Annotated in this window: 13 protein-coding genes and 1 riboswitch; of the genes, 8 read left to right on the plus strand and 5 right to left on the minus strand. The window is 61.4% G+C overall.

Annotated features, from left to right (window positions below; genetic code table 11):
• Positions 1-43: 43 nt before the first annotated feature.
• From C8K44_RS06010 to C8K44_RS06045, 8 genes are all read left to right on the plus strand, one after another.
• The gene (locus C8K44_RS06010) at positions 44-940 is read left to right on the plus strand and encodes a MoxR family ATPase (RefSeq protein WP_109574865.1); all 897 of its coding nucleotides are present in this window, start codon (positions 44-46) and stop codon (positions 938-940) included.
• Positions 937-2,142, plus strand: a complete 1,206-nt coding sequence (locus C8K44_RS06015) for a VWA domain-containing protein (RefSeq protein WP_109574866.1) — start codon at positions 937-939, stop codon at positions 2,140-2,142. The genes C8K44_RS06010 and C8K44_RS06015 overlap by 4 nt, the downstream gene beginning before the upstream one ends.
• 16 nt (positions 2,143-2,158) lie before the next feature.
• Positions 2,159-2,983 (plus strand): XdhC/CoxI family protein, encoded by an 825-nt coding sequence (locus C8K44_RS06020; RefSeq protein WP_109574867.1) that lies wholly within the window; start codon positions 2,159-2,161, stop codon positions 2,981-2,983.
• Positions 2,984-3,250: 267 nt separating this feature from the next.
• Positions 3,251-3,452, plus strand: a riboswitch (cobalamin riboswitch).
• Positions 3,453-3,722: 270 nt separating this feature from the next.
• Positions 3,723-5,492, plus strand: coding sequence for a TonB-dependent receptor (locus C8K44_RS06025; RefSeq protein ID WP_245417399.1), 1,770 nt, complete (start codon positions 3,723-3,725; stop codon positions 5,490-5,492).
• Positions 5,493-5,503: 11 nt separating this feature from the next.
• On the plus strand, positions 5,504-6,385 hold the full coding sequence (locus tag C8K44_RS06030; RefSeq protein WP_245417379.1) for an ABC transporter substrate-binding protein: 882 nt from the start codon (positions 5,504-5,506) through the stop codon (positions 6,383-6,385).
• Positions 6,382-7,383, plus strand: coding sequence for an iron ABC transporter permease (locus C8K44_RS06035; RefSeq protein ID WP_109574870.1), 1,002 nt, complete (start codon positions 6,382-6,384; stop codon positions 7,381-7,383). The genes C8K44_RS06030 and C8K44_RS06035 overlap by 4 nt, the downstream gene beginning before the upstream one ends.
• Positions 7,380-8,174: an ABC transporter ATP-binding protein gene (locus C8K44_RS06040; RefSeq protein ID WP_199227039.1), complete on the plus strand. Its 795-nt coding sequence runs from the start codon at positions 7,380-7,382 to the stop codon at positions 8,172-8,174. Before C8K44_RS06035 ends, C8K44_RS06040 begins: the two co-directional genes overlap by 4 nt.
• Positions 8,171-9,196 (plus strand): hypothetical protein, encoded by a 1,026-nt coding sequence (locus C8K44_RS06045; protein ID WP_109574872.1) that lies wholly within the window; start codon positions 8,171-8,173, stop codon positions 9,194-9,196. Before C8K44_RS06040 ends, C8K44_RS06045 begins: the two co-directional genes overlap by 4 nt.
• A 97-nt stretch (positions 9,197-9,293) precedes the next feature.
• Here the strand turns inward: C8K44_RS06045 and araD are convergent, their stop codons facing one another.
• Genes araD through C8K44_RS06070 form a run of 5 tightly spaced genes read right to left on the minus strand, consistent with a single transcriptional unit; the run spans position 9,294 to position 15,319 of the window.
• Positions 9,294-11,063, minus strand: a complete 1,770-nt coding sequence (gene araD, locus C8K44_RS06050) for an L-arabinonate dehydratase (protein WP_109574873.1) — start codon at positions 11,061-11,063, stop codon at positions 9,294-9,296.
• A complete protein-coding gene (locus tag C8K44_RS06055) occupies positions 11,060-11,821 on the minus strand; it encodes a FadR/GntR family transcriptional regulator (RefSeq protein WP_109574874.1) in 762 nt (253 codons plus the stop codon). The genes araD and C8K44_RS06055 overlap by 4 nt, the downstream gene beginning before the upstream one ends.
• Entirely contained in the window at positions 11,818-12,798 is a 981-nt protein-coding gene (yjfF, locus tag C8K44_RS06060; protein WP_109574875.1) for a galactofuranose ABC transporter, permease protein YjfF, read from the minus strand. The genes C8K44_RS06055 and yjfF overlap by 4 nt, the downstream gene beginning before the upstream one ends.
• A complete protein-coding gene (locus tag C8K44_RS06065) occupies positions 12,798-13,811 on the minus strand; it encodes an ABC transporter permease (RefSeq protein ID WP_109574876.1) in 1,014 nt (337 codons plus the stop codon). Before C8K44_RS06065 ends, yjfF begins: the two co-directional genes overlap by 1 nt.
• Positions 13,808-15,319, minus strand: coding sequence for a sugar ABC transporter ATP-binding protein (locus tag C8K44_RS06070; protein WP_109575090.1), 1,512 nt, complete (start codon positions 15,317-15,319; stop codon positions 13,808-13,810). Before C8K44_RS06070 ends, C8K44_RS06065 begins: the two co-directional genes overlap by 4 nt.
• Positions 15,320-15,336: the final 17 nt, after the last annotated feature.

Below are 15,336 nucleotides of genomic sequence, written 5' to 3' on the forward strand. Positions count from 1 at the left end.
AGGAACAACGCAAGGTCAAGCCAACTATTGCGGGGGTGGGGCCATGACGCTCTCGCGCGACCAGATCGCCTCTCGCCTCGCCGAAGCAGGCTACATCGCCGATACTGAACTGGCGACCGCCGTCTCGCTTATGCAGTTGCTAAAACGCCCGTTGCTGCTTGAGGGCGAAGCGGGGGTCGGCAAAACGGAGGTCGCAAAGGCACTGGCCTTAGTCCATGGGACGGAGTTGATCCGGTTGCAATGTTACGAAGGCCTGGACCAGTCGGCGGCGCTCTATGAATGGAACTATCAGCGGCAGCTTCTGGCGATCGAGGCGCATAAAACTCGTATTGAGGCCGAAAGAGAACCTAGCGCTTCGGAAATCGAAGACCAGATATTCTCTGAAAAATACCTGATGGAACGGCCGCTGCTTGCCGCAATCCGTCGCGAGACACCTCCTGTGCTGCTGATTGACGAGGTCGACCGCGCCGACGAGGAGTTTGAAGCCTTCCTGTTTGAACTGCTGTCCGACTGGCAAGTCTCGATCCCCGAGCTCGGGACGATCGAGGCGGTGACAGTTCCCCATGTCGTGCTGACATCAAATGGCACACGTGAGCTCTCCGACGCGCTGCGCCGCCGCTGCCTCTACCACTATGTCGATTATCCCGACGTCGACCGTGAGGCGCGCATCATCTCCGCGCACATTCCCGATGCTGGTGCTGGCCTGTCGCTGCAGATCGCCAGGATGGTCGAAAAAATCCGCAAGGAAGATCTACGGAAGGTTCCAGGCGTCGCCGAGACATTGGATTGGGCGGCGGCGTTGGTCGGGCTCGACGTGCGCGATCTCCATGACCAGCCCGAGATGGTCCACGATACGCTGATGTGCCTTCTCAAGACCCGCCAAGACAAGGCACGGTTCAAGCGGGAAGTTACCCAACGCTTGTTGGGGAGGGTGGCATGATCGGCTGTGCTCCTTCCCTGACACCTGAGGAGATGGACGAGGTTGCGCAATTCGTTTCGCATAAACTTGCGGCCTTCCTCACAATCCTGCGCGATAACGCTTTCGCGGTAGGCCTGCGGGAGGGCCAGGACGCGGCAGCCCTGATGGCTTCAAGCTATGCGCAAACCCCCGGGCTCTTGCGATCGGCGTTCAAACACCTGTTTGCGGCGCGGAAGTCCGATTGGGAAAAGTTCGACGGCCTGTTCGATGCGTTCTGGCTGGGCAAACGCATCCGCTCGCGCTCGTTGACCAGCGGTTCAGCAGCGCAGCAGCGCAATCCATTAGTCAAGGCCCTCCAGGACCAGACGGCAAATGCCAACACGCAACTGCCGGACCAGGCTGTTGGTGGCGACGAGCCCGGCGCCGACGACCGCAGTGGCGAGGGCCGCAGGGAAGGGGCTTCGCATGCGGAAAATCTCGCTGAGACGGATTTCCGGAAAATCGCTGACCCGGCTCAGATGGCTGCGGCGCATGACATCGCAGCACGGCTTGCGCGGGCAATGCGCTCCAGGCTTAGCCGCCGCGACCTTGCTCGCCGCCGAGGAACTCGGCTGGATTTGCGCCGCACCATCCACAAGAACATCACTCATGGTGGCGTTCCGGTCAGCTTGGTGAAGCGCTGGCGCAAGGACAAGCCGCTCAGATTGGTGGTCCTGCTCGACGCGTCGGGCTCCATGAGCATGTATACCGCTGTCTTCCTGCGCTTCATTCACGGCGTGCTCGACGAGTTTCGCGAGGCCGAGGCGTTTTTGTTTCACACGCGGCTCGTCCATGTCTCCGATGCGATGAAGGAGCGCGACGCCCAGCGGGCGCTCGATCGGCTGTCCATGATGGCTCAAGGCGCCGGTGGCGGCACAAGGATTGGCGAGAGCCTTGCGAGCTTCAACCGTTGGCATGCAGCACGCACGATCCATTCGCGCACATGCGTGATGATTGTCTCCGATGGCTACGAGACGGGTGACGCTGCCCTGCTCGGCCGCGAGATGGCGCAACTGGGCAGGCGCTGTCGCCGCATCGTCTGGCTCAATCCGATGATGGGGTGGGATGGTTACGCACCCGAGGCTGCGGGCATAAAGGCCGCGCTCCCGCATATCGAACTCTATGCGCCGGCGCATACGCTGCAAAGCCTCGCCGCGCTCGAACCGTATCTCGCAAGGCTCTGACGGAGACGTTTTGGCCATGACCGCTCATGTCGATGTAATGGACCTCGTATCCCGGCTTAAAGCTGCCGAGCAGGCTTTTGTCTTGGCCACCGTCGTGCGGACCGTTTCGGTAACGGCTGCGAAAGCAGGTGCCAAGGCGGTTATCCGGCCGGACGGTGTCATGGTCGCCGGCTGGATCGGCGGCGGTTGTGCAAAAGGGGCTGTGCTGAAGGCCGCGCGCGAGGCGCTGGCCGACGGCAAGTCGCGACTGGTGTCGGTCCAGCCCGAGGACCTTTTGGCCGAACTCGGGGTCAAGCCGGGTGAAAACCGGCAGGGCGTGAACTTCGCCAGGAACATGTGCCCAAGCCAGGGCACGATGGACATTTTCGTCGAGCCAATGCTGCCGCACCCTTCGTTGGTCATATTGGGTGCCAGCCCGGTGGCGCTGGCGCTTGCCGAACAGGCCCGGCCGCTCGGCTACCACGTCACCGTAGCAGTGCCTGCCGCCGATATGTCGACCACGCCCGATGCAGACGTTGTGATCGACGGCTTCGCGCTCGACGAACTTCACGAGGCGCAGCGCTTCGTAGTCGTTTCCACGCAAGGCAAGGGCGACGAAGCCGCGCTCAAGTCCGCGCTGCATGTTCAGGCAGGGTATCGGGCTTTTGTCGGCAGCCGCCGCAAGATGGGGTCGTTGCGCGAAAAACTTCTGCAAGAGGGCATTGAAGCCGCCGCTCTCGACGCCGTCAAAGCCCCAGCCGGTCTCGATCTCGGTGCCATCACTCCCGAAGAAATCGCACTTTCTATCCTCGCAGAAGTGACGGCCGCGCGCCGCCGTGGCCAACGCGGCAACCTGAGCTAAGGAGTATCCATTCGGCACGAGCCCGTTGGCAGGTGCCAAGTATCCAAGTCCTGCCAGGGACTAGTCTTGTTGCCGCTCAATGATGTTAGATGCTTCGGCTAGAAAGGAGTCGGAGAATCTCAAAGCTGACTGTAGCAAGAAATGATGTCTTGTTGGGGGTGAGCGCGCTCATTTGGCAAATGGCGCGCAGGTTTGGAATTCCATTGCGGACAGTCGATTTTCATTTGCTGAATGATGTTCGATTGACAGACCTTCCTCAAACTATCTAGTTTCATACATGGAATCGGTTCCGCCGCGAGGCGGATGAAAAGGGAACGCGGTGAGGGCCTCGGCCAAATCCGCGACTGCCCCCGCAACTGTAACCGTTGAGCCTCTTCCACTATGCCACTGACCGCACAGCGCGGTCGGGAAGGCGGAAAAAGGCTGTGACACGGAAGTCAGGAGACCTGCCCGTTCCAGTCACCCATGCTTGTCCACGGGGTGTGGTCAAGCGCGGTCGCTCGTGGCGGTGACATCGAAAAGTGTTGCCGCATGCGGAAGGCCGCCGGGTCAATCTTGTCCCAAAGTCTGCCTGCCGACCTGTCTTGCCTGCGGTTTGGAAACCGGGTGCGATCCTTGTCGCGCCCACCGAACCATTTTGGGGGCAGAATTGCAGAAACTGATATTTGCCGCCGGCGCTCTCGCGCTGGCCATTCCGACGCAGGCCGAGGCGCAGCAGGCGCCTTCGTCCGACACGACCGTGCTCGACCGTTTGGTTGTTACCACTCCGCTCCGCCGCGAGGCGTCGCTGCTGCGCTCGACCTCCTCGGTTACCGTCATCAACGAGGACGACATCGCCGGCTCTGCCGCGCCCGACCTGCCTTCGCTGCTCAAGCGGTACACTGGCGTGTCGATCATCGGCTATGGCGGCCAAGGTGCTGCTTCCAACGTCTATCTTCGCGGCATGTCGGCAGGCCAGACGCTGGTGCTGGTCAACGGTGTCCGCACAGCTTCGGCAACCAGCGGCACAAGTTCGATCTTTAACATTCCGCTGTCTTCGATCGAGCTGGTCGAGATCGCCAAGGGCCCACATTCGGCCCAGTATGGTGCCGATGCCATAGGCGGCGTCATCAACATCATCACCAGGCAAGGCGGACAGTGCGCGGACGGCCGCAACCGCTGCGCGAACGTCACCACAGGCGTTACCCACCCCTGGGGAGGCTACGTCTCGGGCGATTTGCGCGGACGCACCGCCGATGGCGTGGACTATGCCGTCGGCGGCAGCCTTCTTGGCACGCGCGGCTACGATTTCACCACGCCGCTGGCCTGGGGCCATGAGCCCGACGACGACGGCTTCCTTCAGGGGGCGCTCAATTTCGCCCTGGCAAAAGACTATGGCTGGGGCAGGTTCTATGCCGACGGCCTTTTCGCCCGCGGCCGCACCCAATACGACGCCTCGTTCCCAGGTGCCAACGAAGTCGACACCGACACCTTTGCCGGCAAGATTGGCGGGCTGATCAGACACAGCGACAGCTGGTCATCTACCCTGGAGCTGACGAGCAGCCTCGACAATTCGACCAATTTCCGCAGTGGTGTTGCAGGAGATAGCGAGTTCGATACCAAACGCCACGGTATCTTCGCCTCGACCGAAAAAAACTTCGATACGGGTGATGTCACGCACGTTGTCGTTGGCGGCGCCGAAGCCTACCGCGAAAACGTCGATTCAACGGTCAATTTCGACGTCACATCGCGCAATCTCGCGGCTGTTTTCGGTCAATACTCGGTCGAATATGGCACGCTTACTGTCGATAGCGGCTTGCGCTACGATCACAACGAACAGTTTGGCGATGCGACCACCTATAACATCGGTGCCAGCTACGAGATCGTGCCGGATTTGGTCGCGCGGGTCTCGTATGGCACAGGGTTTCGCGCGCCAACCTTCAACGATCTTTACTACCCCAACTTTTCAAACCCGAACCTGAAACCGGAAAAGTCAAAATCCTACGAAGTTGGGTTCAACTGGCGGCCGACCGAGCAGACCGCAATTGATGCTGCCCTTTATCAAACCTGGCTGACGGACGCGATTGCCTCCAATCCGCCGACATACCTGCCGTTCAATGTCGCCCGGGCCAAGGTGACAGGATTCGAAGCCACCATCGAGCATGCATTCGACCACCGCTGGAGCGGCAAGGCGTCGATCGATTATCGCTCGCCCAAGAATGAGGATACTGGCCGCTACATTCCCTACCGCGACCGGTTCAAGGCCGCAGCCGAAGTGACCTTCGCTGCAACCGAGAGCCTGAACCTGAATGCCAAGCTGCTCTATGGCGCGGCCCGCTTTGCCAATGCCGCCAATACCGTCAAGCTGCCAGAATATGTGACGGTGGATTTTCTGGCCAACTACACCTTTGATGCGCGTTCGAGCCTGAAATTCTCGGTCGAGAACCTGCTTGACGAGCAATATTCGACTGTCACCAACTACCGCGCGCCAGGCCGGACCTTCAATCTGAGCTTCACGCGGGTGTTCTGATGGGGGATGGCGTGCAAATCAATCAGATCCTGTCTCGCTGTGCCCGCCTGCGCGCACTGCTGGTCGCACTGTCAGGTTTTGCGTCTGGGCTCGGCTTGCCTGTGGCGGCTGCCGAGCAACCCCGGCGAGTCGTGTCGATGAACGTCTGCACCGACCAGCTGGCAATGCTCGTAGCTGCCGAAGGCCAGTTGCATTCGGTCTCCTACCTGGCGCGCGATCCCAACACTTCGGTACTGGCTGATAGGACCCATGGCCTGGTCCTAAACCATGGCCTTGCCGAAGAAATATTCCTGATGCGGCCGGACCTGGTGCTCGCTGGCACATACACGACGCGAACAACGGTAGAGTTGCTCCGGCGGCTTGGCATACGGGTTGAAGAATTCGCCCCAGACAGCTCCATTGCCGACATCAGGTTGAACATCCTTCGCATGGGCGAAGTTCTCGGCAGAAACGAGCGGGCGGCCGCGCTGGTCGCCGAGCTCGATCAAGGTGTAGCCGAGTTGGCCGGGGCCAAGGCCTCGCAGCGGACGGTCGCGACCTATTACGCCAACAGCTACACGTCAGGTAGTGGCACGCTTGTCGACGAGATCGTCAAGCTGTCCGGTCTCGTCAATGTCGCCGACACGCTCGGGCTCAGAGGCACAGCGCGGCTGCCGCTGGAGATGCTGGTTCTGGCCAGTCCAGACCTCATTGCCGCCAGCGACGAGAACTATGACGCGCCGGCACTTGCCCAGGCGAACTTTGTCCATCCGGCCTTTCGCGCGATTGCCGAAAATGGCCGCTCCGTGGCGCTGCCATCCCGCTACACGATCTGTGGCGCACCCTTCACGCTCGAGGCGGCACGCCTGCTGCGCGGTGCGGCCAGCAAACTGGACCAGGAAAACGCGAGATGAATGACACCTTCCGCTACAGGCTGGTGCTCGCCGTTCTTGCCCTCGTAGCAGCCATCCTCTTTTTGCTTTCGCTGACGGTTGGTCCGGCGGCACTTGGCTTCACCGACGGCATCGCCGCACTGTTTTCCGCCAAGGCCGGCGCCATCGAACTGATCATGCGCGAGATCCGCCTGCCACGCGCGCTGCTCGGCCTGATGGTCGGTGCGACGCTTGGCCTTTCAGGTGCGGCCCTGCAGGGCTATCTACGCAATCCGCTGGCGGAACCGGGACTGATCGGTGTTAGTGCAGCAGCCTCACTGGGCGCGGTCATCGCCATCTATTCCGGCCTGACCATGGTCATCCCGCTCGCGCTGCCGCTGTCTGCGCTGGCTGCGGCTGTGATTGCGGTGGTGGTCGTTCAGGCGCTCGCTGGCCTGCGCGGCGGCACGCTGACCATAATCCTGGCCGGTGTTGCCGTTTCGAGCTTCGCCGGCGCCCTGACGTCGCTTGCGCTTAATTTGTCGCCCAACCCATTCGCCGCGCTTGAGATCATGTTCTGGATGCTCGGCTCGCTCACCGACCGGTCGATGAGCCATGTCTGGCTCGCCGCGCCTTTCATGCTGGCAGGCTGGTTGATGCTGGCGGCACTCGGCCGCGCACTTGATGCGCTGACGCTCGGCAACGAAACGGCGGCAAGCATGGGCATCGACATGCGCCGCGTGCAGTCGCTGGCCGTGTTCGGAACGGCAGCATCGGTTGGCGCGGCAACGGCGGTGTCGGGCGCCATCGGCTTCGTGGGCCTTATCGTGCCGCATGTGCTTAGACCGCTTGTCGGCGCGCGGCCATCGCGGCTGTTGCCGGCGTCGGCCCTGGGCGGCGCCTGCATGCTGCTTGCCGCAGACATTTTGGTTCGCGTCATCGCGCCGGACAGGGACCTCAAGCTCGGCGTGCTCACCGCCATCGTGGGGGCGCCTTTCTTCCTCTGGCTGGTTTATCGCACGAGAAGGAAACTCGCCTGATGTTGCTCGACGTTCAAAATCTTCAAGCGACACTTGGCGGAAGGTCCGTGCTCAACGGCCTGTCCTTTTCGGTCATGCCGGGCGAATTCATTGGTCTGATCGGACCCAATGGCGCTGGCAAGTCGACCCTGTTGCGGGCTCTTCTGGATCTTACGCCATGTGACGGTGCTGTCGCCCTTGGCGCGCTCGACGCCGCATATGTGGGTCCCAGAGAGCGCGCCCTGCAAATGTCCTATGTCGCGCAGGAGCGCGAGGTCGCCTGGGCCGTACCGGTCGAGATGCTGGTTGCGCTCGGCCGTTCGCCCCATCGACCGGGTTTTGCACCGCTTACCGATGCCGACCGCATTGCCGTCGAACGAGCGATGCAGCGGATGGAGGTCGACAATTTGCGCGACCGCCCGGCAACCGAGCTTTCAGGTGGTGAAAAGGCGCGCGTGCTCATTGCGCGCGCGCTGGCTCAAGAAACGCCGTTGTTGCTCGCCGACGAACCTGCTGCCGGCCTCGACCCGTCTCACCAGATCGCCTTGATGCGCCTGTTCGCCGAACTCGCGGCTAATGGAAAAAGCGTGGTCGCCTCGCTGCACGATCTCGGCCTCGCTGCGCGATGGTGTACCCGGCTTCTCCTCATCGATGCCGGCAGAATTGTCGCCGACGGACCTCCCTCACAGGTGCTGACCCCTCAAACCCTGCGCGACATCTATGGCGTCGAAGCCTTCTTCGGCGAGACGTCAGGCGGACTTGTCGTACAGCCGCTGGATCTCGTTGCCGCCGACACTGGAGCACGATCATGAGTTTTCTGGAACAGTTGTTGCGCCGCCACCTGACAGACTGGCGCAGCGGATGGAGCATGGGCACGTTCGGCGCCATTGCCGAATTTCATCAGGACGACGGCGAGGTGGCGGTGATCGATGACCTTCTTACCCGGGCGACGCGTCGCGGAGGTGTCCGCATCGATCGCAAGATGGTGCATGAACTGGTCCCTGTTGCTTATGAGACGCTGAGCCCCAAGCGGCATCGCTGGAGCCAGACGCTGGCACTATGCCTGCCCGAGGCAAAAGCCAGACGCAGCGGCAACAGTGTCCTGACGGAGATCGGTCCCGACGATCATGCCATTCGCGGGATCGACCGTACCGGCATCCTGTTTGACATGGGGCTGTCGCTGCCGCAATGCGACTTCTGCATCCGGACCAGCGACCCCAAGCTTCTGACGATGCTGAGGGCCAATCTCGGCGGCTCGGTCTTTGACCCGGCCAATGGCGCCATGCCAGCCATCCTGAACACGCATCCGCATCGCGTCGCCCTGACCAATATCGGGCGTGTCGAGGTCTACCAAAAGATTGGCGGGCCCGACACTGGCGGCGTCTCGCCGGCAGGGCCACATACGCACGTTTTGCCAAAGCTGTTGAAGGGTGGGCGCACGCATTCGGCCAACGCGCCTATCCCAGAGGGCCTGCTGCCGCTCGGGGCGCTGCATCCGGGAAATCCCGTCATTGATCCGCTGGGCAACGATCGGTCTTTCGACCTGCATCTGCATGCGGAGTTCCAGGAACTGCTCGGGGTTTTCGGAACGGCGGAATCCCTGGCCGGCAAGAACGCGGTCCATGAAGCCCTCGACGTGGCAATGGGAGCTGAGCAGGCCCTGGTACCTGCGGGACGGTTTGCGCGTTCGGCGGCCCGGATCGCACTACGCCAAAAGGCACGGCTTGCCGAGTATTTTGGCGATCAGGCGCTGATCCGCAAAGTTACCGCATGGCAGGGCCTGCTTGAGCAGTCCGAGCCCGAAAGCGAAGACGACGACGCGCCAGGGCATTGATACGCTAGAAATCACCAGCCTGCGCGCCAATCGGAGAGAGCGCGACCGAACGATACTCAACCAGCACCCCGGATCACGGATCGGTCCCAACCTGCGGTCAGTGCGAGTCCTTGGGCACGTCCTTGCCACGGTAGCCACGAAGGAAGTCGAAATCCGCACCGGTGTCCGCGCCGGTCACGTGTCTATGGTAGAGCTGGGCGTAGCCGCTCTTCGGCTGCTCTACCGGACTGCTCCATGCTGCCAGCCGGCGCTCGATCTCGGCTTGCGGGATATCGAGATGCAGGCGCCGATTGGGCACGTCGAGTTCGATGAAATCGCCATCCTGCACGATCGCAAGCGGGCCGCCAGCGGCGGCCTCGGGACTGGTGTGGAGGATCACAGTGCCGTAGGCAGTACCAGACATGCGCGCGTCCGAGATGCGCACCATGTCGGTAATTCCCTTCTTGAGCACCTTCGACGGCAGGCCCATGTTGCCGACCTCGGCCATGCCGGGATAGCCGCGCGGCCCGCAATTCTTGAGCACCATCACGCAAGTCTCATCGATATCGAGATCAGGGTCGTCGATCTTCCTCTTGTAGTCGCCAATGTCTTCAAAGACCACGGCTCGGCCGCGATGCACCATCAGAGAGGGGGTTGCGGCCGAAGGCTTCAGCACCGCGCCATTTGGGGCCAGATTGCCACGCAGCACTGCAATGCCGCCTTGTGCGGTCAATGCGCTGTTTACCGGGCGGATGACATCGGTGTTCCAGTTGGACGCGTCCTTGACTTCATCCCATAGGGTCTCGCCGGAAACAGTTAGCGTATCCTTGTTGAGCAGGCCGCCTTCGCCCAGGGCCTTAAGAACGACGGGCAAGCCCCCGGCGTAGAAGAATTCTTCCATCAGATATTTGCCGGACGGCATGAGGTTGACGATGGTCGGCACGTCGCGCCCCAGCCGGTCCCAATCGTCGAGCGTCAGATCGACTTCGGTGCGGCCAGACAGCGCCAGAAGGTGGACGACGGCATTTGTCGAACCACCGATGGCGCCATTGCAGCGGATGGCATTCTCAAAGGCAGCCCTCGTCAGCACGTCGGACGGCTTCAAGTCGTCCTTGACCATCTGCACGATGCGGCGGCCGGTCAGCTGGGCCATTACGCGGCGACGGCTATCCACGGCCGGGATGGCGGCATTGCCGGACAGGGCCATACCCAAGGCCTCGGCCATCGAAGCCATGGTCGATGCCGTACCCATCGTGTTGCACGATCCAGGAGAGCGGCTCATGGCCTGTTCGGCCTCGAGGAAATCGGCCTGGCTCATCGTCCCGGCCTTGATCGCCTCCGACATCTGCCACAGCGCGGTGCCTGAGCCGATGCGTTCGTTTCGGAACCAGCCGTTCAGCATCGGCCCGCCGGTGACCACGATCGCTGGAATGTCGACCGAGGCAGCCCCCATCAAGAGCGCGGGCGTGGTCTTGTCGCAGCCGACCATGAGCACCACGCCGTCGAGCGGGTTGGCCCGCAACGCCTCTTCGACATCCATCGAAGCGAGGTTGCGATACATCATTGCAGTTGGACGCAGCGCGCTTTCGCCCGGCGAAAAGACCGGAAATTCCAGCGGCAGGCCGCCGGCTTCGTAAATGCCGTGTTTCACGCGTTCCGCCAGGTCGCGCAAATGCGCGTTGCACGGCGTCAACTCCGACCAGGTATTGCATATACCAATGACTGGCCGACCATCGAACAGATCTGCCGGCAGCCCTTGGTTTTTCATCCATGACCGGTGATAGATATGGTCGCGCGACGTGCCGCCGAACCATTCGGTTGAACGCAGCTTGCGGGGCCATTGAGCCGGCACGAATTTTGTCGGCTGCGGCTTGGTGTGTACTGTCACGCGGTTGGCCCTCCTGGCGGTTGCTTGCCAGTCACTTCCGACACCCTGTCGACGCCTTCCTGGATGACCTTGCGCATGGCATTGCGGGCGGCCTCTGGATTGCGCATTTCGATCGCGACCGCGATCGCACGATGGCGCTCGACAGTGAGCTTGTGCTGTCTGGTGTTGGGGATGGGCGAACTGACCCTGAATGTCGCGGCCAGGGCCACTTCAATCAGCGCACTGATGGCGCGCATGAATGGGTTCTGCGATGCTTCCGCAACTGCCACATGAAACCGCAGATCATATTCGACGAAGTCCTGTCCCGAAACGGTCGGCTCGCCCATGTGATCAACCCAGGAGTAGAGCTCGGCAACCTGCTCGTCCGAGCGTCGCCCTGCAGCAAGTGCGGCGGCCTCCGGCTCGAGCGCGAGGCGCATCTCGGAGAGGCTGAACAGGAATTTGGCGTCGACAGCGCCGACCTCCGCATGCCACTGCAGGATATCAGGATCAAACAGGTTCCAGCCTTGCCGGGACAGAACCCGCGTACCTACCTTCGCCTTTGGTTGCACCATCCCCTTGGCGGCGAGTGTTTTCAGGGCTTCGCGCATGACAGTGCGCGAAACGCCGTAACGATGTTGCAACTCGCTATCGCGTGGCAGGATCGAATTCTCGGGGTAGACCCCTCCCACGATGCTGCGGCCCAGGTCGCCCATGACATGACCGTGGAAGCCTTTGGCGGGAAGCGTGCGGATGATGCCGCCCTGAATCGACTTCATGGAATGGCGCCTCTCAATGACCCCTTGCGGGCCGACAAGACAACCAATAGCCGCTGGAGTGCGATGAAGGCAAAGAGCAACAGGCCGACGACGATCTTCGTCCACCAGCTCGACAAGGTGCCGTCAAAGACGATGTAGGTTTGGATAATCCCCTGGATAATGACCCCGACAAAGGTGCCCGCAACCAGTCCCACACCACCGGTCAGGAGTGTGCCTCCAATGACGACCGCAGCAATCGTGTCGAGTTCGACGCCGACTGCCGACAGCGAATACCCCGCCGAAGTGTAGAGCGAAAAAACAATGCCAGCGAGGCCAGACAGAAAGCCTGACAGGGCGTAGATGGCAATGGTCGTGCGCGCGACCGGCACTCCCATCAGTTCGGCCGACACCTTGTTGCCGCCGATGGCGTAAACATAGGAGCCGAAGCGCGTGAAATGCGCGAGCATGATGCCAGCGACGAAGACCAACACCATCAACCCGCCTATGAACGTGATGCGCCCACCGCCTGGCATGCGCACGAACAGTCCCGATAGGGTCGAATAGAACTCATGCTTGATCGGGATGGATTCGGTGGTGATGACGAAGGCCATGCCGCGGGCCAGGAACATGCCGGCGAGCGTGACGATGAAGGCCGGCACGTCGAGATAGTGGATCACTGCACCCATCACCGCGCCGAATGCCGTGGCAATGACCAGAGCGATGAAAAAGGCGGCCAGCGGGTGAACCCCATACCAACTGATCAGCACGGCGATTAGAACGCCCGTGAAACCGATGACGGATCCAACGGACAGATCGATGCCGCCGGACAGGATGACGAAGGTCATGCCCACCGCCGCAATGCCGAGGAAGGCGTTGTCCGTGAGCAGATTGCCCAGCACGCGCGTCGAGAGCATATTGGGAAACTGAAATACGCACACCGCGTAGGCGAGCACGCAGATCACCACTGTGGCGTAAAAGGGCAGGAGGCGTGAAGACATCATTTCACACCGGCCTTTTTCGGCGCCAGCTCGGCCCTGACCCACCAACCGAAGCCGGATAGCGAGGCGGACTGCGCAAGCAGGATCATGATGATCACGCAAGCCTTTACGATCAAATTGTATTCCGGCGGAAAACCGGAGATCAAAATGCCGGTGTTCATCGACTGTATAATGATGGCTCCAAGCATCGACATCAGGATGGAGAAGCGCCCGCCAAGAAGCGACGTTCCGCCGATGACCACGGCAAGGATCGCGTCGAGCTCCAGCCAAAGACCGGCATTGTTGGCGTCGGCGCCGCGAATATCAGCGGCAACTATGATGCCTGCCAAGGCGGCGCAGAAGCCACTGAACGTGTAGACAAGTATCAGCAGCCCCCGACTGTTGATGCCGGCGTAACTCGACGCTGAGCGGTTGACGCCGATGGACTCGATAAGCAGACCGAGCGCTGTGCGTCGGATGACGAAAGTGCTCAAAAGTACCAAGACAGCCGCAATGATCACCGGCATCGGCAGGCCGAGGAAAGAGCCGCTGCCAAAGAAGATCAGGCCAGGCTCGACGAACGTGACTATCACACCTTCGGTGATCAGCTGGGCAATTCCGCGACCGGCCACCATCAGGATCAGCGTTGCCACGATCGGCTGCAAATCGAGAACCGCTACCAGCAAGCCATTCAGCAAGCCGCAGGCGATGCCGGTGGCAAGTGCTGCGGCAAGCACAACCGGCAATGCGTGGCCATCGACGGTCATCGTGGCAGCTACGGCGCCTGCCATCGCCATCACGGCTCCAACCGAAAGGTCGACGCCTTTCGAGGCAATGACGGGTGTCATGCCGATGGCCAGGATGGCAACCGGGGCGCCGCGGTTCAGAACGTCGACCAGACTGCCAAACAGCCGGCCATCCTGGAGGCGCAGCTCAAAGAAGCCGGGGAATGCCAGCCAGTTGAAAAACAGGATGATCGCCAAGCATATCAGCTGCGGCAACGCCTTGCGCAGGCCAGCTGGGAGTGCGTTCATTGCGCCGCTCCTTCCTGCGCGATGGCGCGCATGATGTTGCCTGTCGAAATGTCGTTGCCGGTCAATTCGCCCACGTGGACGCGGTCGCGGATTACGCGCACCCGCGTCGAATAGGCAACAATCTCTTCAATTTCCGAGGAGATGACGACCAGGGCAAGTCCATCGTCGCAAAGCCGGTTGATCAGTTCAATGATCTCGGCATGTGCGCCTACATCGATCCCGCGTGTCGGTTCATCGAGGATCAGGAACCGCGGCTGGGTTGCCAGCCAGCGCGCGAGGATCACCTTTTGCTGATTGCCGCCGGAAAGCAGTTTCACCGGTTTTTCGATATCGGTGGTGCGGATATCGAGCGCCTTGACGAACCGGGTCGCCAGATCCGTCTGCTCGCGCGTCGACATGCGTTTGAACCAGCCGTGGCGGGCCTGGAGGGCGAGCGCGATGTTTTCGCGAACCGAAAGATCGCCAATGATGCCGTCGGCCTTGCGGTCTTCCGGGCAGAGCCCGAAACCGAAGCGGATCGCAGCGCGCGGCGAAGCAATCCTGACTGGTCTGCCTTCGATCTCGATCGAACCGCTGTCGGGCATGTCGACGCCGAACATCAGCCGCGCGGTTTCAGTGCGCCCAGACCCCAGAAGGCCCGCCACGCCAACCACCTCGCCAGCGCCAATCGTCAAGTCGAAGGGGGCAATTGAACGCGCCCGACCAAATTGCCCAAAGCTGATCTTGCGCTCCGAGGCTGCCGGTGCAAGACGCCGGCCGTGCTCTGTCGCTGCGGCAAGGGTGCGGCCGAGCATCAAGGAGACGAGCTCGACTTTCGACAAAAGCTTGCTTTCATGGGTTCCCATGACCCTACCGTTGCGCAGGACGGTAATCCGGTCGCTCACCGCATACACCTGGTCGAGGAAATGCGTGATGAAGATTATGCCGATGCCGCGCGCTCGCAGCTTTCGCATTACGGCAAAAAGCAATTCGACTTCATGACTGTCGAGGCTGGCGGTTGGCTCATCAAGGACAAGCACGGCGCCCGACATGTCGACCGCCCGGGCGATTGCGATCAACTGCTGCACAGCGACAGAAAAACTGGAGAGCTGCGCACTGACGTCGATAGAGATATCATATTGGGCGAGCAGCGCCCTCGCTTGTCGGCGCATGCTTCTTGCATCCACGAGGCCGAACCGTTTTGGCTGGCGGCCGATGTACAGGTTCTCCGCCACGGTCAGGTTCGGCAGCAGATTGACCTCCTGATAAACGGTACCGATGCCGAGTTGCTGCGCATGCAGCGTGTCTCGTACTGCGACCGGCTCGCCGTTGAGCACGATGACCCCGCTATCGGCTTTCACGACGCCTGTCAGAACCTTGATCAGGGTCGACTTGCCAGCCCCGTTTTCGCCAAGCAACGCGTGGATTTCACCACTTCGGATCGAGAAGTCCACGTTGTCCAAGGCCTTGAAACCCAGGAACGATTTGCAGATACCTTTTGCGACGAGTCGCGGCTCAGGCTCGCTCACGACGTCCTCCACGCAAG

It is taken from the genome of Aminobacter sp. AP02 (assembly GCF_003148805.1).
Lineage (GTDB): Bacteria > Pseudomonadota > Alphaproteobacteria > Rhizobiales > Rhizobiaceae > Aminobacter.

Excerpts from the sequence above, each read along its gene's own strand:
- C8K44_RS06010 (WP_109574865.1), top strand. The coding sequence starts at position 44 with ATGACGCTCTCGCGCGACCAGATCGCCTCTCGCCTCGCCGAAGCAGGC.
- C8K44_RS06015 (WP_109574866.1), top strand. The coding sequence starts at position 937 with ATGATCGGCTGTGCTCCTTCCCTGACACCTGAGGAGATGGACGAGGTT.
- C8K44_RS06020 (WP_109574867.1), top strand. The coding sequence starts at position 2,159 with ATGACCGCTCATGTCGATGTAATGGACCTCGTATCCCGGCTTAAAGCT.
- C8K44_RS06035 (WP_109574870.1), top strand. The coding sequence starts at position 6,382 with ATGAATGACACCTTCCGCTACAGGCTGGTGCTCGCCGTTCTTGCCCTC.
- C8K44_RS06045 (WP_109574872.1), top strand. The coding sequence starts at position 8,171 with ATGAGTTTTCTGGAACAGTTGTTGCGCCGCCACCTGACAGACTGGCGC.
- C8K44_RS06055 (WP_109574874.1), bottom strand. The coding sequence starts at position 11,821 with ATGAAGTCGATTCAGGGCGGCATCATCCGCACGCTTCCCGCCAAAGGC.
- yjfF (WP_109574875.1), bottom strand. The coding sequence starts at position 12,798 with ATGTCTTCACGCCTCCTGCCCTTTTACGCCACAGTGGTGATCTGCGTG.
- C8K44_RS06065 (WP_109574876.1), bottom strand. The coding sequence starts at position 13,811 with ATGAACGCACTCCCAGCTGGCCTGCGCAAGGCGTTGCCGCAGCTGATA.